Annotated in this window: 19 protein-coding genes; 8 read left to right on the forward strand and 11 right to left on the reverse strand. The window is 45.9% G+C overall.

From position 1 onward, the window contains the following. Positions 1-25: 25 nt before the first annotated feature. The 4 genes from M8332_RS00175 to M8332_RS00190 all read left to right on the forward strand — a co-directional run bounded on the left by M8332_RS00175 (position 26) and on the right by M8332_RS00190 (position 7,270). Positions 26-1,315 carry a cation:dicarboxylate symporter family transporter gene (locus M8332_RS00175; RefSeq protein WP_252780760.1) on the forward strand — a complete coding sequence of 430 codons (1,290 nt, stop codon included), beginning with the start codon at positions 26-28 and terminating at the stop codon, positions 1,313-1,315. Between the two features lie 264 nt (positions 1,316-1,579). After that, a complete protein-coding gene (locus M8332_RS00180) occupies positions 1,580-2,659 on the forward strand; it encodes a carbamoyl phosphate synthase small subunit (protein WP_252780134.1) in 1,080 nt (359 codons plus the stop codon). A 15-nt stretch (positions 2,660-2,674) separates the two neighbouring features. Next, positions 2,675-5,848 (forward strand): carbamoyl-phosphate synthase large subunit, encoded by a 3,174-nt coding sequence (gene carB / locus M8332_RS00185; RefSeq protein ID WP_252780135.1) that lies wholly within the window; start codon positions 2,675-2,677, stop codon positions 5,846-5,848. An 870-nt stretch (positions 5,849-6,718) separates the two neighbouring features. Beyond that, on the forward strand, positions 6,719-7,270 hold the full coding sequence (locus tag M8332_RS00190; RefSeq protein WP_252780136.1) for a transposase: 552 nt from the start codon (positions 6,719-6,721) through the stop codon (positions 7,268-7,270). Between the two features lie 109 nt (positions 7,271-7,379). On the opposite strand, the gene M8332_RS00195 is transcribed toward M8332_RS00190, so the two are convergent. The 4 genes from M8332_RS00195 to M8332_RS00210 form a co-directional block, all read right to left on the reverse strand. Further along, positions 7,380-7,898 (reverse strand): hypothetical protein, encoded by a 519-nt coding sequence (locus M8332_RS00195; protein ID WP_252780137.1) that lies wholly within the window; start codon positions 7,896-7,898, stop codon positions 7,380-7,382. Further along, a complete protein-coding gene (locus M8332_RS00200; RefSeq protein WP_252780138.1) occupies positions 7,888-8,208 on the reverse strand; it encodes a hypothetical protein in 321 nt (106 codons plus the stop codon). The genes M8332_RS00195 and M8332_RS00200 overlap by 11 nt, the downstream gene beginning before the upstream one ends. A gap of 739 nt (positions 8,209-8,947) precedes the next feature. Beyond that, on the reverse strand, positions 8,948-10,513 hold the full coding sequence (locus M8332_RS00205) for a bifunctional metallophosphatase/5'-nucleotidase (RefSeq protein WP_252780139.1): 1,566 nt from the start codon (positions 10,511-10,513) through the stop codon (positions 8,948-8,950). Then, positions 10,497-11,726 carry an MFS transporter gene (locus M8332_RS00210; protein WP_252780140.1) on the reverse strand — a complete coding sequence of 410 codons (1,230 nt, stop codon included), beginning with the start codon at positions 11,724-11,726 and terminating at the stop codon, positions 10,497-10,499. Before M8332_RS00210 ends, M8332_RS00205 begins: the two co-directional genes overlap by 17 nt. Before the next feature lie 256 nt (positions 11,727-11,982). On the opposite strand from M8332_RS00210, the gene M8332_RS00215 reads away from it, so the two are divergent. Beyond that, a complete protein-coding gene (locus M8332_RS00215) occupies positions 11,983-12,573 on the forward strand; it encodes a cadmium resistance transporter (RefSeq protein ID WP_252780141.1) in 591 nt (196 codons plus the stop codon). Positions 12,574-12,691: 118 nt separating this feature from the next. Here the strand turns inward: M8332_RS00215 and M8332_RS00220 are convergent, their stop codons facing one another. Next, positions 12,692-13,309, reverse strand: coding sequence for an NADPH-dependent FMN reductase (locus M8332_RS00220; RefSeq protein WP_252780142.1), 618 nt, complete (start codon positions 13,307-13,309; stop codon positions 12,692-12,694). A 122-nt stretch (positions 13,310-13,431) separates the two neighbouring features. Here M8332_RS00220 and M8332_RS00225 point away from each other — a divergent pair, with 122 nt between their 5' ends. The 3 genes from M8332_RS00225 to M8332_RS00235 all read left to right on the forward strand — a co-directional run bounded on the left by M8332_RS00225 (position 13,432) and on the right by M8332_RS00235 (position 16,570). Next, entirely contained in the window at positions 13,432-14,877 is a 1,446-nt protein-coding gene (locus M8332_RS00225) for a catalase (protein ID WP_252780144.1), read from the forward strand. Between the two features lie 195 nt (positions 14,878-15,072). Continuing rightward, complete coding sequence (locus M8332_RS00230; protein WP_252780146.1) at positions 15,073-15,675, forward strand: 5' nucleotidase, NT5C type; 603 nt, start codon at positions 15,073-15,075, stop codon at positions 15,673-15,675. A gap of 16 nt (positions 15,676-15,691) precedes the next feature. After that, complete coding sequence (locus tag M8332_RS00235) at positions 15,692-16,570, forward strand: ketose-bisphosphate aldolase (protein WP_252780147.1); 879 nt, start codon at positions 15,692-15,694, stop codon at positions 16,568-16,570. Positions 16,571-16,689: 119 nt separating this feature from the next. Here the strand turns inward: M8332_RS00235 and M8332_RS00240 are convergent, their stop codons facing one another. The 6 genes from M8332_RS00240 to dapF all read right to left on the reverse strand — a co-directional run bounded on the left by M8332_RS00240 (position 16,690) and on the right by dapF (position 20,667). Further along, complete coding sequence (locus M8332_RS00240) at positions 16,690-17,634, reverse strand: DUF4097 family beta strand repeat-containing protein (protein ID WP_252780149.1); 945 nt, start codon at positions 17,632-17,634, stop codon at positions 16,690-16,692. A 131-nt stretch (positions 17,635-17,765) separates the two neighbouring features. After that, positions 17,766-17,951 (reverse strand): hypothetical protein, encoded by a 186-nt coding sequence (locus M8332_RS00245; protein WP_252780150.1) that lies wholly within the window; start codon positions 17,949-17,951, stop codon positions 17,766-17,768. Further along, the gene (locus tag M8332_RS00250) at positions 17,944-18,546 is read right to left on the reverse strand and encodes a DUF1700 domain-containing protein (protein WP_252780152.1); all 603 of its coding nucleotides are present in this window, start codon (positions 18,544-18,546) and stop codon (positions 17,944-17,946) included. Before M8332_RS00250 ends, M8332_RS00245 begins: the two co-directional genes overlap by 8 nt. Further along, the gene (locus M8332_RS00255) at positions 18,546-18,872 is read right to left on the reverse strand and encodes a PadR family transcriptional regulator (protein ID WP_252780761.1); all 327 of its coding nucleotides are present in this window, start codon (positions 18,870-18,872) and stop codon (positions 18,546-18,548) included. The genes M8332_RS00250 and M8332_RS00255 overlap by 1 nt, the downstream gene beginning before the upstream one ends. A gap of 93 nt (positions 18,873-18,965) precedes the next feature. After that, complete coding sequence (locus tag M8332_RS00260) at positions 18,966-19,568, reverse strand: NADPH-dependent FMN reductase (RefSeq protein ID WP_252780154.1); 603 nt, start codon at positions 19,566-19,568, stop codon at positions 18,966-18,968. A gap of 118 nt (positions 19,569-19,686) precedes the next feature. Continuing rightward, on the reverse strand, positions 19,687-20,667 hold the full coding sequence (dapF, locus tag M8332_RS00265; protein ID WP_252780155.1) for a diaminopimelate epimerase: 981 nt from the start codon (positions 20,665-20,667) through the stop codon (positions 19,687-19,689). Positions 20,668-20,681 lie beyond the last annotated feature (14 nt).

The following is a 20,681-nucleotide window of genomic DNA, read 5'->3' on the forward strand; positions in this document are numbered from 1 at the left end:
TGTTCAGAATAAAGGAGCCAGGATGATGAAACAGAAACATTTTTTTCGGATTACATTAGGATGGCAAATTATGCTGGGATTATTGCTGGGGATTATCCTGGGAGTAGTCTTTTATAAGAATCAAACGGCCATCACAGCGATGCAAAGCATTGGAACCATGTTCATTGGGTTAATCCAAATGATCGTATTGCCAATCGTCGTTTCGTGTTTAACGGTTGGGATTGCCAGTATGGGTGACATTCGGAAAGTTGGTCGGATTGGGGGGAAGACGTTAATTTACTTCGAATTGATGACGACCGTGGCGATTATCATTGGATTGGTAGTTGCTAACGTAGCCCATCCCGGATCGTTCATTGACGTCCACGCAATGCATTCCTCGGTCGATATTAGCAAGTACGTCTCGACCGCCCAACACTCTAAAAATGAGGGCTTGTGGTCGATGTTAATTGGTTTGATTCCCACGAATATTTTTGCTTCCCTTGCCAAGGGTGATATGATGCCGGTCATTGTCTTTTCGGTCTTCTTTGGGTTAGGAACAGCCGCGCTTGGGGAACGTGGCCAAATTATCATTGATTTTATGACGGCAGTGTCGCAGGTCATGTTTAAAATTACAAACTGGGTAATGCACCTGGCTCCAATTGGGGTCTGTGCGCTGATTGGAGTCACTCTCGCCGAATTAGGGATTGGGGCCTTATTACCCTTGGGCTACTTTGTATTGTTGGTTTACCTAACCATGATTTTCTTTGTCCTGTTCATCATGGGAATTGTGGCGCGCCTCTGTCACTTTAAACTGTACGAACTGTTAGTGGTCATTAAAAATGAAATTGTCCTGGCCTTTTCGACCGCTAGTTCAGAAGCAGTAATGCCGAAGATGATTGAAAAAATGGATCACTTTGGGGTGAGTCCCTCGATTGTTTCATTTGTAATTCCAACCGGATATACATTTAACCTGGATGGCTCAGCCATTTATCAATCAATTGCTGCCCTGTTTCTTGCCCAGGCTTATAATATCCAGCTCTCGCTCGGACAGCAAATCACGTTAATGCTCGTGTTGATGATTACTTCAAAAGGAATGGCAGGGGTCCCAGGGGCTTCATTTGTGGTTCTCTTGGCCACGGTTTCAACGATTGGAGTTCCGATGTCTGGGTTAACCTTTATTGCGGGAATCGATCGGTTTATCGACATGGGTCGGACCGCCGTGAACGTGGTTGGCAATTCGTTAGCAACCGTCGTGATTGGGAGTTCTGAGCATGAATTTGATGCCCACAAGGCGACGACTTATTACCAGCAGGTTAAGCAAAAAGCAGCGTCCTAACTAAAGAAAGATTGACATTTTTAGCTTTGATGATATGCTAGGATAAATTAAACCTTGTGGTGGTTGGCAATGTAACCAGCGCTTGTAAGTTAGTTCCGTGAAACTAACCAAGCGTGGGAGCCCAACGCCCACACTAATCTAATCAATTAATCGTTTCCGGTGAGAAACCAATTGAGGTTCAGGCTTATTATGAATTCAATTTAGCTACTCCCGGAGACCGTGGAGTAGCTTTTTTTATTGGAAAAGGGCAGAGGAGGACTTGTTGTGACAGCACGGTATTTAGTCTTAGAGGACGGCACGATTTACACCGGGACGGCCTTTGGTAGTGAGCGCGAGAGTATCGGCGAACTGGTTTTTAGCACGGGAATGTCTGGATACCAACAATCCATTACCGATCAATCTTATAACAATGAGATTTTGATGTTTACCAACCCGTTAATCGGCAATTACGGGGTTAATCGCGATAACTTAGAGTCACAGGTTCCAACCTGTCAGGGAGTGGTGGTTCGCGAAGTAGCGCGGCGCACCACGAACTGGCGGATGACGATGTCGTTGGCTGATTATTTGGCCCAACACGACATCCCGGGAATTAGCGAGATTGACACCCGGGCGGTCACCCGACACATTCGTCAATTCGGGGCAATGAAAGCCGCGCTCGTCAACGACGTGCAAGAGCCAACTCTGGCGCGGGTACGAGCTTGGTCGCGTGATCCGCAGGCAATCAATGAAAGTGCGACTCACAATGCCTACTCGGCCCCTGCAACCGGCCGGCGAATTGCCGTGATTGACTTTGGATTGAAGTATTCGATTTTGCGGGAACTGGCCAAGCGGAACTGTGACGTAGTGGTGTTACCACCAACGGCAACGGTTCAAGACGTTGAAGCAGTTTATCCCGATGGGGTCTTGTTAACTAACGGCCCCGGGGACCCGACAGCGGTTCCAGAACGGACCTTGAACATGATTAGCACCGTAGAGCAAAAATATCCCTTGTTCGGCATCTGCATGGGACACCAACTCTTTGCACTGGCGAACGGAGCGACCACGACCAAAATGAAGTTTGGGCATCGGGGTTTCAATCATCCAGTTCGAAACTTAGTGACCGGGCGGATTGATTTTACCTCGCAAAACCACGGCTACATGGTCGAACGGGACTCGTTAGCAGCGACCGCTCTAGATGTACTCCTAGAAGAGATTAACGATCACTGTGTGGAAGGCTTACAACACCAACAATTTCCGGCGTTTTCGGCGCAGTTTCACCCGGATGCTGCTCCAGGTCCCCACGACGCCGACTACTTATTTGATAAATTCATGGATCTAATTGATCAAAATCCCGTGCAGAAATAGAGAAAGGTGACGAACATGCCCCAAAGAACGGACGTTAAAAAAATCATGGTAATTGGCTCTGGCCCAATCATTATTGGACAAGCCGCTGAATTTGATTACTCTGGAACCCAGGCCTGCCTGGCTCTGAAAGAATTGGGCTATGAAGTAGTCTTGGTAAACTCCAATCCGGCAACGATTATGACGGATCGAGAGGTGGCCGATGAAGTGTACATTGAACCGTTAACCCTCGAGTTCGTTACGCGGGTGTTACGTAAGGAGCGTCCGGATGCCATTCTTCCGACCTTGGGGGGACAGCAGGGGTTGAACATGGCCAAGGAACTTTCCGACGCCGGGGTGTTAGATGAACTGCAGATTCAACTGCTCGGAACGGATCTAGCGGCTATCAACGAAGCCGAAGACCGGGAACAATTCCGGGATTTGATGCGCGAACTTGGAGAACCAGTGCCAGAATCCACGATTGCAACCACCACGGAGCAGGCCCTGGCCTTTGCTAAACAACACGGCTATCCCGTGATTGTCCGGCCGGCTTTTACGATGGGGGGCACTGGCGGGGGAATTGCCCACGACGAAGCGCAGTTGGCAGAAATTGCCGCCAACGGGCTGGAACTATCACCGGTGACTCAGGTCTTAATTGAACAAAGTATCGCTGGCTACAAGGAAATTGAGTTTGAAGTGATGCGCGACCATGCGGATAACGCAATGGTGGTCTGCAACATGGAAAACTTTGACCCGGTTGGCATTCACACGGGGGATTCGATCGTTTTTGCCCCCACGCAAACCCTCTCGGATGATGAGGTCCAAATGCTGCGGGACGCTGCGTTACGCATTATTCGCGCCCTAAAAATTGAAGGGGGTTGTAACGTTCAGTTGGCCTTGGATCCAAACAGTAGTCACTACTATGTGATTGAAGTAAACCCCCGGGTGAGTCGGTCCAGTGCGTTAGCTTCCAAGGCGACCGGCTATCCGATTGCCCGGATTGCCGCCAAAATTGCGGTTGGGTTAAACCTGGATGAAATCATGAACCCCGTCACGGGGACGACCTACGCTGAATTTGAGCCTGCCCTAGATTATGTGGTTTGCAAAATTCCCCGCTGGCCGTTTGATAAGTTTACCCAGGCAGACCGCCACCTCGGCACGCAAATGAAGGCCACCGGGGAAGTCATGGCGATTGAACGAACGGTTGAAGGCTCCATCCTAAAGGCCGTGCGGTCGTTAGACATCGATTTAAAGGATCTTGATGATCCCGCTTTGCATGCCTTGAGTCAGGCAGAGTTAGAAGCAGGGTTAGTTGCGGCTCGTGATGATCGCCTCTTTTACCTGTTCGAAGCCCTGCGCCGAGGGTTTTCCATTGACCAGTTAGCAACCCTGACGAAGATTCACATTTTCTTTTTGGATAAGTTGTTGCACATCTTGGAGCTTAGCCAAGCCTTAGCTGCGACACCGGGAGACCTGGCGACTTTAAGGGAAGCCAAGCGGTACGGCTTTTCCGATGCCACGATTGCCCGACTATGGGACCAGTCTGAAACGGCGATTCGGACGCGTCGATTGGAAAATGGGATTGTTCCAGTTTATAAGATGGTTGATACCTGTGCCGGTGAGTTTGAATCGCAAACGCCGTACTTTTACAGTACTTATGAATGGGAAAATGAGAGTCAGGTTAGTCAGAAACCAGCGGTCCTAGTCTTAGGTTCGGGACCAATCCGGATTGGTCAGGGAGTCGAGTTTGACTACGCTACAGTGCATTCCGTCGAAGCGATCAAGCAGGCGGGCTACGAAGCCATCATCATGAACAATAACCCGGAGACCGTTTCGACGGATGCTTCCATTTCTGACAAACTGTACTTTGAACCGCTGACGGTGGAAGAAGTGCTCAACGTGATTGATTTGGAACAACCCCTTGGAGTCGTGGTTCAGTTTGGAGGGCAAACGGCCATCAACCTCGCGGAACCACTGGCAGAGCACGGAGTTAAGATCCTGGGAACCAGCGTGGCCGATGTGAATCGGGCTGAAGATCGGGATGAATTTGACCAAGTTATCAAAAAGTTAGGTATTCCGCAACCAGTGGGAGGCACCGCTACGGATCCAGCTACGGCGCTCCAAATTGCTGATCAAATTGGGTATCCAGTGCTAGTGCGTCCGAGTTACGTGCTCGGTGGGCGGGCTATGGAGATTGTCCGACGGCGCGAAGACCTGGAAAATTACATGGAAAATGCGGTCCGAGTATCACACGATCACCCCGTGTTAATTGACCAGTATCTGACCGGAAAAGAATGTGAAGTGGATGCCATCAGTGATGGTAAGACGGTGCTGATTCCGGGCATCATGGAACACATTGAACGAGCCGGAGTCCACTCCGGAGATTCAATGGCCGTTTATCCATCCCAAACGTTGTCAGAACGCGTTAAACAACAAATCGTAGCGGATACGGAAAAGCTAGCGCTGGAGTTACACTGTGTGGGCCTCATGAACATTCAGTTCGTGGTACATGACGACCAGGCCTACGTAATCGAAGTGAACCCGCGGGCAAGTCGGACGGTTCCGTTCCTCAGTAAGGTCACCGGGATTCCAATGGCTCAGGTAGCTACTCAAGCCATTCTTGGCGAGCGGTTAGCCAGCCAGGGGTATCACTCGGGGTTGGCCCCTGAAGGCAAACTGGTGCACGTTAAAGCCCCAGTCTTCTCATTCTCGAAATTGAACGATGTGGATACGCTGCTGGGACCCGAAATGAAATCGACGGGGGAAGTGATGGGCTCCGATCGGACCTTCCCGAAGGCGTTGTACAAAGCGCTGGAAGCCGCCAAATTACACGTTCCTGATCACGGCCGGGTCTTATTAACTGTGAAGGATGAGGATAAGGAAGACACGGCGCAGTTAGCGCGACGGTTTGCCGCGTTGGGCTACCAGATTCTTGCTACGCCGGGAACCGCAAAGTACTTTGCGGACCATGGAATCACGGTCCAAACAGTAGGGAAGCTGGGCGCTGACCATGACTTATTGGATATGATGGTCGCTAAGCAAATCCAGATGGTCGTGAATACGGTCTCGAACACGCCGGGCAGTGAGCGGGACGGAGCCATGATCCGAAGCGCGGCCATTGCGGATGGAGTCCCATTATTCACCTCGCTGGATACGGTTTCGGCCATCTTACAAATGTTGGAGGATCAATCGTTTACGACTGAGAGTCTGTAATAATGTTTCATGTGAAACAATAAGATAATCATTAATTAGTCACCTAGCATATTGGGCTAGGTGACTAATTTTAGTTGGTCGTGACTGGGAAGCCGCATAATTATTTTTACAATGTGTTAAAATTAAAATTTATTTTCAAACGAGTAAGAGAATACGGATATAATTATAAAGTTAACTTAATCTTACCCAAAAGAAAAGATAGACCATCAATAAGAAAAAGTAAAAATTTACCTTTATCTAAATGTAGTATTACATTTAGGATTACATCACCTAGTACAGACGCATTTATTTACTAATCAATATCATTTGACAAATAGACATAATAAAAAGATGGCTCTTCCTTTTTGTATAATTAGTGAAAATAAAAAATAACATATCGGATACCCACGATATGTTCCCATCCTCTAAAAGGTGTTAATTGTTATGAATGTGTAATAACAATCAAAGAGATATTACCGTGAAACAAATAACTAAAAACTTTGTTATCTCGACGAATACCGTTATGATACAAGCCGAAAGCTTAGCTAGGTATCATAAAACTGGTTATCGATATTTACCCCAACATATTGCCTTTGACGATTTTAAATCAGGTAAAATGTCGCTAAGCGGAATGAGCATCGCACTGATGAACTTAGACACACACCAACTAATTGATATCATTCAAAGCAGACATGGTAGATTATTGGAGGATTATTTTCTAAGATATTCATCCTTACCTTAGCTAGAGCCGCCGTTAAAACGGTAACCGTAGATTTATTTTCTCCCTATCGTGGCATAATCAAAAGTGTATTTCCTAAGCTCAAATCATAGCGGACCGCTTTCATGTTGTTAACCAGGCCTACACGGTTAAATAAGGAACTAATTAAAATCATGAAAGAGTATGTCAGTAATAACCCTAAATACCGCCAATTAAAAAGTTTATACAAGTTGCTTTTTAAAAAGGTTGAAAAATTAGACTATCAGGTTTTCAAACGAAGAAGAAACTATCAATATGCTTGTTTGACTGATACGGAAGTTGTAGAAAGATTACTCTCCTTATCACCATCACTTCGTGATGCTTATGACTTCTATCAAGATATGACTCAGATCGTAACCAAAACGCATAATCAGCAGGAGTTAGCCGATCTGCTTAATTCAGCTAAGCATCAAGATCAATATCAAAATCTTCCTGAAGCAATGAAAAAGGGCAGACGTACATTAAAATGCCATCAAGAAGAAATTGAAAATAGCTTTACTTATTCCTTCAGTAATGGTCCTTTAGAAGGAATTAATAACAAAATCAATGTTATCAATAGAACCGCTTATGGTCATCGTAGTTTCAAGAATTTCAGACTTAGAATTCTCATCTCATTTTCAAACAACTATTTCTCAAAAAATTATAAACAAAAGGCGACAGAATCCTTTAAGGATTCCATCGCTTAGGTTCAGACTCATTTATTAAATTATTTACTCATCATTACCATTTGACCAAGCGCCAAAAAGATTAATTTTGATTGAGCATCAAAATTAATCTCTAATAAATACATATTATTTATAATTCATTTTTTATTTTCCTGTAGTAATTTGACCAATTGTTTTTAGTGGACTTTGTTATCGTTTTGCTTAGCAAATACTCTAATATGTTTTTCTTGTTCGTATTATCTAAAAAAGTATATTTTTGGGGAGCATTGAAATTATCAAATTTCTTACGAAGTGTATTTAATTTTATTGGATGAATTTGGTAAACAGCTATAATTGGAATGATAACTCCAGTATTCTTTTCTTTGAAGTAATCAAAAATATCATTATAAGAATCATTTTCAATTATTGACCCAATATTTGCTAGTTTTTTTGCATCACTAATAATAGGTTGATCACAAAGTATAAATGCTTCAATTCCTCCATTTTTGCCACTTGTATAAATAAAAGCTTGAAATGGTTCTTTAAAAAAAGATTTACGATATTCAACTACCTTATATCCTTTTTTTATTTCTTCTACGTATTCTCTGTGAATGGATATTAAAAGAGTGGGTAAAAGAGGATTATATACTTCACTAATTTTATTTATCATTTTTAATTATCTTCTCCAAATAATTTCTACAAAAATTTTTTGTGTCTTTTACCCAATTTTCCATTTCATTATATAAATTAAAAAAATATTTTTTATCATCTAAAATAATATCACTGTTTAAAAAGTTCTTATATTTTTTGTCATAATATTCATTATTTATATATAATGACTTAGATAATTTTCCTCCATTTTCATCTAATATTAACGGAGAAAAAAGTCTAAAAGGGATACTACTTTCACCTAATCTTAGCAAACCTAATATACTTACCCTTTCATTCCAAAGTCCTGACCAATCAGATGAATCAAACATAATTGTGAAATCTCCACTAATCGTTTTTAAGTAGGTAAACAAGCTAAACTGAAATCAAGCAAACCACGGTTTAACAGATTATGGATGGTGGCCATAGCTACTTCATAAAAACAGTTAATCAAAGCCGGTGATCACGTTAATTTCAAATGATTCTCCACAACCTGTTTTAACGAAGCGGTTAATTGGGTTTTTCTGTCACCTTTTTTACCGTTTACAATCTGCATCAGCTTGAGTTAATAACGGATTATAAAGAGTTACTCGCGATGGTTCATAATGAATCGTTTATTTAGGAAAAACTAGTTTATCAGCCATTTCATGAAGTGAAAGGCTTTCATTAACTAATTGTGCTAACTTACCGCAGTCAGAAAATGTTAAAAGGTAATATCTCCTTACTAGTATGTTTGGTCACTACCATTTTAATCTATTACTTTGTTTTTTTATTTTATTTAGTGTTCGAAACAATTATAGAATTTGCACTAATTATAAAAAAGGTACTAACCACATTCACATTAGTTAATGGCATCAGTGTCAAAAATACATTTACGAATTTTATCTAAATCACTTGACCAAATGTATTTTTGATAATATTAACCATTATAATTAAATTTGTAGTCCTCATCGGTTACTTTTTTTATTTTGATTATTGCGAGCTGAGTCACATGAAGCTAGAGTGAGCGTTATCGTAAGAAAAGCATAAACCGTAATTAAGCCTTTTTCATGTTATTCTCATTTATGGTTATTATGATTCACTAGCCCGCACCCGGAAATTATCCGGTTCAGTAGCATGATAGGGGTCGTGGTCTTTCAGATACTGAATCATTAAGTTCGGGATTGTTTCGCTGGTCTGTTTGACGACCTTATCAATCGAAAACATCTGATAGTTACCGCCGCCGATGGCCCGGTAGTTGTTCATGGCCACCGTTAATTCCTGTTCGTCGGTTACTGGTTGACCGTGATAATTGAGGTTAGTAACACGATGCCCTAGCGGTTGTGCAACGTCAAATTCGTAGTCAATGCCACTGTAAACGTCGTAGTTATACAGTTGTAACTTTGGTTTCACGAATTCCTCGTTGATGACAATGTGCCCGGCCTGGACGGTGAAAAAGGTGGCTGATTGTTCCAATGCGGCTCGCAACTCTTTTCCCGTGATTCGTTCGGCAACGGCCACGTTTGGAAACGAATAATTACTGATGATTTCGCGCATGGAAACGTGCGGGCTCAGTCCAGTAATTTCATTATTAAACAGGGCAGTTCCAGAGATGTCCGCGCCAAGTGCGTCCATTTGGACCTGATTAATTAAGGTGAGGTATGGATGACCGTGCAAGCGGGCTTGCATCGGATCATGAATTTGCAGGTCGGCTCCGGTAACCGTACCCACGGGGGCTTCGAGCCAGGTCTGGACCTGGTTTTCGACCTTGGGATCCGGAAGTAACGTTTCATCAATGGCAACGTCTGCGGTTTTTAAGAGTGCGCTTGTCCCATTGATTACGTGATGATCATCATCGAGATTCAGGGTGATTTGGCCAACGTAGCTGCCCCGCACCCCGGGTTGGGTGAAGGGGACGTGGTTAATCGTCCCAGCTAGTTCCCGGTGTTGGTGTCCAGTGATCAGGGCGTCAATGCCGGGCACGGTCGTTAAAAGCCGGTAGCCCTCGTTTTCGACCGTTGCTGCTTCGGTGGGCTGACCAGTCTTTGGATCGGCTTCTAACCCCCCGTGGTAAGCGACAATCACCACATCAGCTTGGAGCCGGAGGTTTGGCACCACATCCTTTGCAACCGTTAAAATGGAATCAAAGGTTAAACCCGCAATGTTTGCGGCTTTTTCCCAGTTCGGGATAAAGGCCGTGGTTAAGCCTAAGATGGCAATTTTAACGCCCTGGATTTCAATGATTCGATAGGGAGCATCGGCGATGTGTTCGGCTTCAGCGCCGGTAATGTTGGCATTTAAAAGAGGATAATTACGGTCTGCTTCTGCAGCTCGGAGGTACTCTAATCCATAGTTAAATTCGTGATTACCCAAGATGCCGGCATCATAACCAATCTGGCTCGTAATGCCGGTGAGAAAGGCAGTTGGAGCTTGCGGGTGGTCAGCTAAGTAACTGGTGAGCGGGGATCCCTGGATTAGATCCCCATTTTCCACGGCTAACACGATTTCGTCTGGTTGCGCCTGTTCGCGGGCTTGCTTGATGATGGTTCCGGCTTTTAAGAGGCCAATGCCCGTATAGTTATCCTTGGTGCTGTAGTTGGTCGGGTAAACGTAGCCATGCACGTCACTCGTGGATAGAATTTTAATTGTTTTTGGCATAACGTGGGTGTCCCTTCCGTAGTTGTTTAATTGACATCATGACAACGAAGCTCACGAGATAACAACCACTCATGAAGACGACCACCATGGTAATCGTCGAAACGTCCATGATGAACCCGATTAGAACCGGGGTAAAGGTTCCAATCGTTTTAGCAATCGACATGATGGTGTTGTTGGCTGTGGCCCGGTTCTTGCTGGGGTAGAGGCTACTAACTACGGCCCCATATCCGCTATACATTCCATCGGTCAGAAACCCGACGATGGTACCGGCGGCCACAAATTCGATTTTAGTTTGCGCCATGATTAAGAGGTACACGGAGGCAGCAGACCCTAAGAGATAGATTCCAAAGGCCAAGCGACTGCCAAAGTGGTCTTGTAAGTAACCAAAGACAGAGATCCCGACGGCCATGCCGATGATGGTGAAGACCATCCACACGGACGAACTAGCCACGTTCACGTGCATTCGTTCCTGGGCAATCGTGGGGAGCCAGTTCATCACCGTGGTGTAACCGGCAATGTGAATCAGAAACATGATGATGATCCGAATTGATAGTGAGGCTTCGTGTGGCGTGGAAAAGAGCGACCATACGTCACCGAGCTGGACTTTTTTGGTTTGCGCTAATTCGTGATTGTGCTTAAAGTCAGCACTTTCTGGCAGGTGAAAGCGAATGAACCAGGCTAAGATGACGGGGAAAATGCCGACGAAAAAGAGCAGGTGCCAACCATAGTGAGGGATGATGAAGGCCGCTAGGAGCGAGGCCAGGACGGCTCCAAGTTGACCAGCGACTCCCGCGGCGGACGAAATCCGCCCCATGTATTTTTTCGCAAAGGCTTCACTGAGCATTGTGAGCGCGATTCCGTATTCCCCACTGGTTCCGATACCGATGATGATTCGGAACAAACACAGCATAAAGAACGAATTAGTTAACCCCATGCCAGCCGTTCCAAGCGCGTAGATGAAGATGGACCAACTGAGGGTTTTGACCCGGCCAAATTTATCGGCTAGGATTCCAAAGCCAATGCCCCCAAAGAGGGAGCCGATGGCAGTAATCGAGGGAATTAAGCCCCCTTCGGCCTTGGTGATATGTAAGGTAGCGATGATGGACGCTAACGCGAGTCCAATGAACGCGGAGTCCATCCGTTCGAGAACAAACCCGATGCCCGTGGATAGGGACACCCGCTTTTGGTATTTCGTAAACTGGTTAAAGTGCATAAGACTTCCTCCAAATCAAAAAGTGATTAAGGCAGGGTCTGAAAGTTCAGCGCACACAAAATCACTTTGGTTATGGAGTTCAATTGCTGTTAAATAACCGTGCTTGTGGTTTCTCTGAACCAACTTAAAGCTCTGTCTTTTTTCTAAGAATAGCACTTTTATTAGAATTCGCAACGTCTGGTTTCGCCAGATTAATTTTCGCTTGGGTTAAAAATCGGTATAATAGGAGCTAAAATCTTTTTAAAGAAGGTCAATTATGCTTGCTACCATTTTAACTGCCATCGCCTACTACGTGTCGACCAACATGGATTACATTTTGGTCTTGGTGTTACTGATTCACGCCAACCATCAGGATGGCCCCGTGCTAGCTGGGGATGTGCTTGGAACCAATGTTTTGATTCTACTGCCAATGGCCTTGGCAGCGATTGTCGGGGCGGTCACCCAAACCTGGATGATTGGCTTCTTGGGCTTATTTCCCCTGTACTTTGGCATCCAAGCGCTCTTTTTCCCAGATTCTGGGAACCAAATGAACGAAACCGACCACGGTTCGCGGTGGAGAACGGCCCTGCACACTGCGATTATTACCGTGACGGCCTGTGGCGCCGATAACATTGCCGTGTACATCCCGCTCTTCGTGCACCGCTCCTTGCAACAGCTAGTGGTGATTTACATCGTGATGATTGGGATGGCAATCGTCTTTTTCCTGATTGCCCTGCTGATTAGTAAGAACAAACAGTTGGAACGAATCTTGAATCGCTATGGTCGGTATCTAGCGGGAGTCATTTATATTTACCTGGGCCTTTCCGTGTTAATTGGGAGTGGGACGATTCAGCATTTTTTGAAATAAGCCAGCTTCTAGAAGACAATTCCCAGGATAGGAACGTAGTTTCATTTCAAATCGAACCAGGCTCGGTATCCATTTTGAATGGGTCCGGGCCTGGTTTTAAATTAGCAACGAATGTGCGTTATGCAAAGCGATTTTCCCGCAAGACCTGCGCATAAAAAGCAAGCTCTTGTAGCATGCGTTCCAACCGGTCGGGATAGCGTCCCGCTGCTGGGGCATCAACTGGCATTTCTCCGTCCGCCGTAAAGTTTTGCGTTACCCGCCCGATGATGGTGGGCTTTGGTAGCACCCAACAACCGAGTTGGTTCAGGGTTGGTAATAGGGCTAAAAAGGCAAACTGACCACCTTGAGCACTGGGAGCATACGTAAGCACGCGGACCGGCTTTCCTTGCATTTCAAAGGCGACGTAATCCAGTCCGTTTTTAAGCACGGCCGGGATGGAGTGGTTATACTCCGGCGTCAAGATCACGTAGCCATCGCCCGCTTGTAAATCGTTAAGCCACTGCTGTTCGGGAGGCGTTAAGGTCCGGTTGGGATTATCCATGGGCGCCGCTGGTTCATTGAAAAAGGGTAAGTCGTAATTCGCAATGTCCATGAAGTTAAGCTGGACGTCAGCAGGATTGGTAAAAGTCGGTTGGTGGGTTTGCAGGTAAGCAAAGAGGTGGTGGCCCGCGGCGTTAGCGCGGGAACTGCCTAAAATCACGTTAATGGTAATCATTGGGACACACTTTCTAATCATCTAATTTTCGTGGGTTGGAATCACTTAATTATAAGGCTTTTACGTTGACAGTAACATGATTTTGTTATGTACTAGGGTTGGAATCATTTACATATAACTTTACGTAATAGGAGGAACCTAACATGGCAGATAAATTAACGACCGAAGCAGGTCAACCGTGGGCGAACAATGAGCATTCCCAAACGGCTGGAGTTCGTGGCCCCGTTTTAATGCAGGACTACCAACTGTTAGAAAAGCTCGCGCACTTTAACCGGGAACGAATCCCAGAACGGGTGGTGCACGCAAAGGGTGCCGGAGCTAAGGGAGTCTTTAAGTTAACGCATGACATGAGCAAATACACTAAGGCCGACTTGTTTAACGGGGTTGGCAAAGAAACCCCACTCGCCATTCGGTTCTCGCAGGTGGCTGGTGAATCTGGTTACCCAGATACAATTCGAGATGTCCGTGGTTTTGCTATCAAGTTCTACACTCAAGACGGAAACTATGACATTGTGGGGAACAACACTCCCATCTTCTTTGTCAACGATCCATTAAAGTTCCCCGACTTCATTCACTCGCAAAAGCGGGATCCCAAGACGCACTTGCGGAGTGATGAAATGCAGTGGGACTTCTGGTCCCACTCACCAGAATCAGTCCACCAAGTGACCTACTTGATGGGAGACCGGGGTAATCCAGCTAGTTACCGGACGATGAACGGGTATGGAAGTCATACGTACAAGTGGGTCAACAAGGCTGACGATGTTTACTGGGTTAAATACCACTTCATTAGCCAACAAGGAGTTGAAAACATGACCGACGAAACGGCCGCCAAGGCTGCTTCTAAGGACACGGATTACTTGATGCACGACCTCTACGATGCGATTGAACAAAAAGATTACCCGTCCTGGAAGGTTTACGTTCAAATTTTGCCGTACCAAGAAGGGATTGACTACCCAGCCGACATTTTCGATGTGACCAAGGTTGTTTCCCACCACGATTACCCATTGCAAGAAGTGGGTGAGTTCACGTTGAATGAAAATCCAACGAACTACTTCGATAACGTGGAAGAAATTGCCTTTTCACCGGCCAACTTGGTTCCGGGGATTGAAGCTTCTCCAGATAAGTTGTTACAGGGACGGCTCTTTGCGTACAAGGATGCTGAACGGTACCGGTTAGGCGCTAACTATGAACAACTGAAGATTAACCGGCCCGTTAATGAAGTCCACAATTACGAACGAGACGGCTTCATGGCTGATAATCAAGGTAGTGAAGTTAACTACGAACCTAACAGTAAAAATGGACCGGTTGAAGATCCGCACGCTTCGATTACGCCGGAACAATTACAAGGGGCAACCGGAGCTTACCGGCCCTACGACCAGGATTATTATTCCCAAGCTGGGGCTTTGTACCGGTTGATGAGTCCGGAAGAACAGGATCGGCTGATTAAGACGATTAAAGGTGGCTTAGGCTCCTTTGATAACCATGAAATTCAAGTGTTGGAAACGAAGCAATTCTACAAGGCGGATCCAGAATACGGAACGCGGGTTGCAGCAGCACTCGGACTTGATGTAGACGAAATTAAAGACTAACCCAACTTAAGAACGGCATCTTTATAGTGCCGTTCTTTTTTTGTGTGTTTCTCCAGCAGTGGAAGTGGTGGTAAAATGAGAGTAGTTAAGGTGACCGAGAGTCATTTCAGTTGCATTTGTGCTGGCTTCCCTTATCATCAGTAGTAGTGGGAGCGGGTTTAATGCTCCGATAATTTTTAAAAGTGAGGTTCAAGGATGACAGGTGCGAAACCCAAATTATTTTTAGACATGGACAATGTGATGGTCAATACCCTTCCCGTCTTGAACGAATTAGCCAAGCTCCCCTTTACCAAGCCCAAGCCCGATCAAATCACGGGAGTTTTTCGGGATTTGGCACCGTTGCCAGGCATCCTAACGAGTGTACCGAAACTCGCAGAGCACTATGAGATGTACGTGCTCTCAACGGCTCCGTGGGACAATCCGAGTGCGTGGCAGGATAAGCTCGCCTGGCTGCAACAGTACTTTGGGGTCGGGGCAGAGAATCCTTTTTACAAACGGGTAATTATTGCGCACGACAAGGGTTTGGTCCATCGCACCGGGGGATTACTGGTTGATGATCGTCCATACCACGGGGCGAGTGCTTGGGTGGACCCAGCGGTTCCAAGCGCCTGGTTGCAATACGGTGCTGACGAGCGCTTGCAGTGGCAGCACGAACTAACGAACTTCCTCTTAGACATTGCCGAAAACCAGGCACAGGGACAGGCGTTACCAGCTGCGATCACAACGGCGAACGCGCGTCCCAACCCGTATCTCGTTCACGGTGATTTAAAGGATTTTCAGGCAGCAACGTGGGAATAATAAAGGAGAACAACTAATGATTACAAACAGTACGGAAATGTTACAAGCCGCCCGGGCTGGGCACTACGCCGTTCCAGCCTTTAACGTGAACAACTTGGAATGGGCCAAGGCGATTTTACAAGCCGGAGAAAAAGCCCAATCACCCCTGATCTTACAGGTGACCAGCGGAGCTGCTAAGTACATGGGGAGCTTCCGGCTCGCCTACGATTTAATCGTTGACATGCACGATGCCTTACACATTACCGTTCCGATTTCCATTCACTTGGATCATGGAACTTACTTTGACTCACTTAAAACGCTAGGGATTAGTTACACGTCAATTATGTTCGATGGATCGAGTCTACCCCTTGATGAAAACTTGGAGAAGACCGCCACACTGAGAGACCTCACCAAGGATCAGGACGTTAGTTTAGAAACCGAAGTTGGGACAATCGGTGGCGAAGAAGACGGGGTGATCGCTGATGGTGAAATTGCGCCGGTTGATTCCGCGGTGGCCATGGCGAAAGCGGGCGTTGATATGTTAGCAGTCGGCATTGGGAACATTCACGGTCAGTACCCGAAGGACTGGAAAGGGCTCAACTTTGCGCACTTGCAAAAGATTGATGATGCGATCTATGACGCGTTAGGCAAACGGATTCCATTAGTACTACACGGTGGTTCTGGAATTCCGGATGACCAGGTACGCAAGGCCATTCAGCTGGGAATTGCTAAGGTGAACGTGAATACCGAAGGACAACTAGCCTTTCACCAGGGTTTGCGGGATTACATCCTGAGTGATGCGGACTTAAAGGGTAAGCACTATGATCCTCGGATCCTGCTCACGGCTGGAACCGACCAGTTGGTTGAGATGTGCTTAGACCGGATTCGGGTCTTTGGTTCGGGAAACAAAGCCTAGTTAAAAACCGTGGCTAGAAAAATTAGTTTCTAAATAAAAAATAGCTGGAAGTTAAGCTTAACTTCCAGCTATTTTTTATATGAACGATTATTTTTCCAGGTCTCTTTGACAATGGACCTTTAATTATCCTTATGCTTAATGTTGACGTGTTTTAAGCTGACATCGCCAGTATCAGCATTAATTTTACTGTGGTTAATCTTGGCATTTTTAATCTGAACAGCACCACTATCGGTATTAAGCTTAACTCGGTCGTAGGTGATGGCTTTTTGGTTATCAATTGCTACATTTCCAGCCCCACTGTTAAAGTCGAGGTCTTTTGCAATTAAATTATGAGTTTCAATGTCACCATCATCGGAGCTAAGGGTGATTTTAGTTAAGTTGACCTGCTTCATGTTAATGTCACCCGAATTACTGTTGATTTTAAGTGGCTGCTTTGAGTCAACTTTTTCAAGCAAGACGTTCCCAGCTTCTGATTCAATCTGGGTAGCTTGCAGCTTGGTGTTGCGTAAGTACACGTTGCCACTTTCCGACTTAATCATGGTCGTCCCGAGCTGGCTGTCATTACTATTTACATCTCCACTTTCGCTTGCTAGTTTGGCTTGCTTGAAGTTAGCCTTGCTTATTGTCATGTCCCATGCGTTACTATTAGCTTGAAAGTTCTGAATGGGAGTGGGCGTTTTAAAGTCCAGGGTTCCAGCGTTAATTTTGACCGACTTGGGATTAGTGACCTGGGGCAGGGTGATTACAACCTTATGCTTAAGCTTGTCACTGTGACTGTGGTTCATTTGATCCCAGAGCTTTTGGTCCTTGATGTTGATCTCAATTTGATCACCTTTTTTGGTAACGTGGGGTTTTTGCTGGTCCCGGAAGTTAGATTGCACTGTAAATTCGTTACCCGCTTTTACTGTCACCTGGGCGGGAACGTTTACTTTTAAAGTATCAAGTTGAGCGGTATTTTTGACGGTCTGGGTTTGGCTAGCGGCCGTTGCTTGTGGTGTGAATGCAGCTGGTAAAACTGCTAGGGATAACCCTAACATTGTCAATCCAATGATTTTTTTGTACATATGAAACATCCTTTCTTAGGTTATCTAACCTAATTCCATGATCAGCGCTAGAACAATAATACCCAGCGCTAGTAACAGACTAAGACAAACGGGAATGCCAATAATTGCTAATTTCATTAAATCAAACTCCTTTAGTAATCGTCGTCACCATCATCGTCATCACTAAAATTAAGCGACATGTGAGTTGAAGTGTGGGAGTACGCCTTTTCTAAGCCGTGTGTTCGACCACCACCATAAAAACCAATGACACCCATTACTAATCCAGACACAGATAGTATGATTCCAGTGATTAGCATTCGTTTCATGAATTTAGCCATGATAACCATCCTTTCTGTTAGTCAATTTAGCTTGTGAATACCGATAGATTTTCTTGGTCCAGTTCGCCCCAATTTGAATAATAAAGCGAATTACAAAGTACACGATGGGTGGAATCATCAGCAAGACCCCCAAAATTAATAAGCCAAGTCCTAGTAGGCTGAGCGCAATGATTCCCTTGCTGGCAATGGTCGTAACCCCGACCCAAATTAGGAGGCCGGTGGCAAACAGGGTGGCAAACAGGAAGGCTGCCATGGTAACCACAAAGATAAATAGCATCAGTAAGATCAAGCCCGCAATCCCGAGCAGCAGGGGGGAGGCAAGGGCTGCCAAAATGGTAATAATGAGTTTAACGTTGTGATTAACGCTCCCCTTTGTCGGTTGCTTTTCGTCCTCTGAGATGGAGTAATTCGCGGCAAGTTGGCGCGCTAGCTGCCGGGGCGTCCCCAGGTTTGCGACAATTTCTTTGTAGTTACTAAGTTGACCGTCTTTGAGATAGTCGAGGTAGTAGGTCGCGGCCTCATCGCGTTCCTTAGTTGGAATGTTTTTTAGGTAGTACTTAAGTTCCGTGATGTATTGTTCTTGATCCGTTGGCATTAGGCATCCTCCTTAGGCATTTGATTGTTAAAGACCTGGTCAACGATGTGCTTGTGATGATTCCAGTCGGTCTTGACCTTTTCAAGTTGGGTTAATCCGGTCTCCGTAATTTGATAATACCGCCGGTTACGACCGTCAAAGGGCTGGTCGTAAGTGGTGACCCAAGCTTCCTTTTTTAGGCGACGTAAAATCGGATAGAGGGTTGAGTTTGAAATCGGAATAAACTGTTTGACTCCCTGGGTTAAGGCGTAGCCGTAGTAATCTTCCTGGGCGAGCAAGGCTAACACGATGCCTTCCAGCACTTCTGAACTAATTTGAATGGCGATAATGATCAGCTCCTTCACTTTCATTAATATTATACATCGTATAATATAAAAAGCAAGTAAAAAAAAGACCATGAATTTTCATGGTCGTTTTTATTATGCATCTGCCTGTAAGCGTTTGGCATAGTGCGCAATGTTTTGCACGGTCGCCGTCAACTTGTCGGCATAGTATTGTTGTTCGGACGTCGCTAAATCCGGATTCAAATCTCCGGTTTCAGTAAAGATGTTTTGAATGAAGCGGAGGTTCAGATTCCGCGGGACGCTTACCAAACTTAAAACTTGGAAAATCGGCAACCAGGCCATGGCCGCCAGGATGCCTCCAAACGACCCCATGGAGTAACTGATCGTTTGAATCGGGGTGTCGCTAACGCCGGTTCCGAGGTAGTCAAAGGCATTTTTTAATGCACCCGGAACCGAGTAGTCATATTCAGGGGTGAGCAGCAAGATTCCATCGCCATTCATCACGTCGGTTACCCAGCGATTGGCATTTGGAGCCAGATTCTCTGGATAATCGGGAGTTCCCATTGGGGGAAGGGGTTCGGCATAGGCAGGTAACTGATAGTCACTAACCTTTAAAAATTGCAAACTAACGTGCGTGGTTTGCTCTAATTCCGATTGGTGCTTTTGGAGATATTGAAACAGGCGGGCTCCCATGGAAGGTTCGCGGACACTTCCGAGAATTACGTTAACAGTGGTCATAATGATCGACTCCTTTATAATTAGTACACTTAGTATAACCACTTATTTTTAGTAAGTAAAGATAAAAGCTTCACGTCCAAAAAAACCTCACCCGGATGAGTGAGGTTAACCTAGTTAATTAGGGTTGAGAGAGGGTCGCGACCCAGTTTTGGTAAGCCGTTTCCTCCGTGGTGGGTTGGTAGTTACCAGCTGCAAATTCATGCTGGAAAAGGTTAGTAGCTTCGATTTCCCAGTTTCCCAGCGTGGTCGCGTTGGCAATCAACTGCAGGGCATATTCCGTCCCCGTCCGGGCGACGTGCACTTTAACCATTCCTCCCGGATTGTAGACCGTCACCACGTGGTCAAAGTCGCCCTGGTCATGGTTTAAAACGTAGGCCAAGCTCGTGGCCGTCATTCCGGTTCCACAGGCGTTCGTGAAGCCGACCCCCCGTTCGTAAGTTTTCACAAACAAGCGATCGGGACCAAGAATTTGGGCAAAGTTGAGGTTCACCCCGTCTGGGAAGTACGGATTTTCTCCGTTTAAATAGGGCCCCAGTTGAGCTTGTAATCCACTGGTTAAGGTGTCATGGTCCATAAAACTAATTAAATGCGGATTGGGCACCGCAATGGCCGTAAAGTCTAGGTCAGGTGCTAACCGGGGTAAGGGTCGGTTCAAAATCGTGTCTCCTCCCAGCTCGGCAAACGGAAAGTCAGCAGCGTGAAACCGCACGGGGGCGATTTCGACTCCGTAGGCAGGGACCGCGGGTGCCAACTGGGGGGCTTGTTCCACGTGTAAATCGGCATCCTGAGTTTCGACCTTAAACTTAGTGGTTCCCGTCTGCTCGGCTAGGTAGCGGGCGACCGTTCGCAGCCCGTTGCCACACATGGAGGCGAGACTACCATCGGCATTCACGACCGTCATTTTGCCTAAGCACCCCGGATGATCCGAAGCATCTACGACTAAAATCCCATCGATGTCGTTAAAGGTCTCGTTGGCACTCTGTTTAAGGCGCACGGCCAGGTTGGCAATTTGCTCGATGGTTGGGATAGTGGTAAATTGGGTCCGATCTAAAATGAAAAAGCGGTTTTCTGAACCGTGAACTTTGCGTAGCGTTACCATGAAATGACCTCCCG

Origin of the sequence: Fructilactobacillus ixorae (assembly GCF_024029915.1) — a bacterium.
GTDB classification, from domain to species: domain Bacteria; phylum Bacillota; class Bacilli; order Lactobacillales; family Lactobacillaceae; genus Fructilactobacillus; species Fructilactobacillus ixorae.

What these genes read in the sequence shown, in the direction of transcription:
- M8332_RS00235 (WP_252780147.1), top strand. Translation starts at nt 15,692, where the DNA reads ATGATTACAAACAGTACGGAAATGTTACAAGCCGCCCGGGCTGGGCAC.
- M8332_RS00260 (WP_252780154.1), bottom strand. Translation starts at nt 19,568, where the DNA reads ATGACCACTGTTAACGTAATTCTCGGAAGTGTCCGCGAACCTTCCATG.
- M8332_RS00210 (WP_252780140.1), bottom strand. Translation starts at nt 11,726, where the DNA reads ATGCACTTTAACCAGTTTACGAAATACCAAAAGCGGGTGTCCCTATCC.
- M8332_RS00220 (WP_252780142.1), bottom strand. Translation starts at nt 13,309, where the DNA reads ATGATTAGAAAGTGTGTCCCAATGATTACCATTAACGTGATTTTAGGC.
- M8332_RS00230 (WP_252780146.1), top strand. Translation starts at nt 15,073, where the DNA reads ATGACAGGTGCGAAACCCAAATTATTTTTAGACATGGACAATGTGATG.
- M8332_RS00200 (WP_252780138.1), bottom strand. Translation starts at nt 8,208, where the DNA reads ATGTTTGATTCATCTGATTGGTCAGGACTTTGGAATGAAAGGGTAAGT.
- M8332_RS00240 (WP_252780149.1), bottom strand. Translation starts at nt 17,634, where the DNA reads ATGTACAAAAAAATCATTGGATTGACAATGTTAGGGTTATCCCTAGCA.
- dapF (WP_252780155.1), bottom strand. Translation starts at nt 20,667, where the DNA reads ATGGTAACGCTACGCAAAGTTCACGGTTCAGAAAACCGCTTTTTCATT.
- carB (WP_252780135.1), top strand. Translation starts at nt 2,675, where the DNA reads ATGCCCCAAAGAACGGACGTTAAAAAAATCATGGTAATTGGCTCTGGC.
- M8332_RS00245 (WP_252780150.1), bottom strand. Translation starts at nt 17,951, where the DNA reads ATGGCTAAATTCATGAAACGAATGCTAATCACTGGAATCATACTATCT.
- M8332_RS00175 (WP_252780760.1), top strand. Translation starts at nt 26, where the DNA reads ATGAAACAGAAACATTTTTTTCGGATTACATTAGGATGGCAAATTATG.
- M8332_RS00190 (WP_252780136.1), top strand. Translation starts at nt 6,719, where the DNA reads ATGAAAGAGTATGTCAGTAATAACCCTAAATACCGCCAATTAAAAAGT.
- M8332_RS00215 (WP_252780141.1), top strand. Translation starts at nt 11,983, where the DNA reads ATGCTTGCTACCATTTTAACTGCCATCGCCTACTACGTGTCGACCAAC.
- M8332_RS00205 (WP_252780139.1), bottom strand. Translation starts at nt 10,513, where the DNA reads ATGCCAAAAACAATTAAAATTCTATCCACGAGTGACGTGCATGGCTAC.
- M8332_RS00225 (WP_252780144.1), top strand. Translation starts at nt 13,432, where the DNA reads ATGGCAGATAAATTAACGACCGAAGCAGGTCAACCGTGGGCGAACAAT.
- M8332_RS00195 (WP_252780137.1), bottom strand. Translation starts at nt 7,898, where the DNA reads ATGATAAATAAAATTAGTGAAGTATATAATCCTCTTTTACCCACTCTT.
- M8332_RS00250 (WP_252780152.1), bottom strand. Translation starts at nt 18,546, where the DNA reads ATGCCAACGGATCAAGAACAATACATCACGGAACTTAAGTACTACCTA.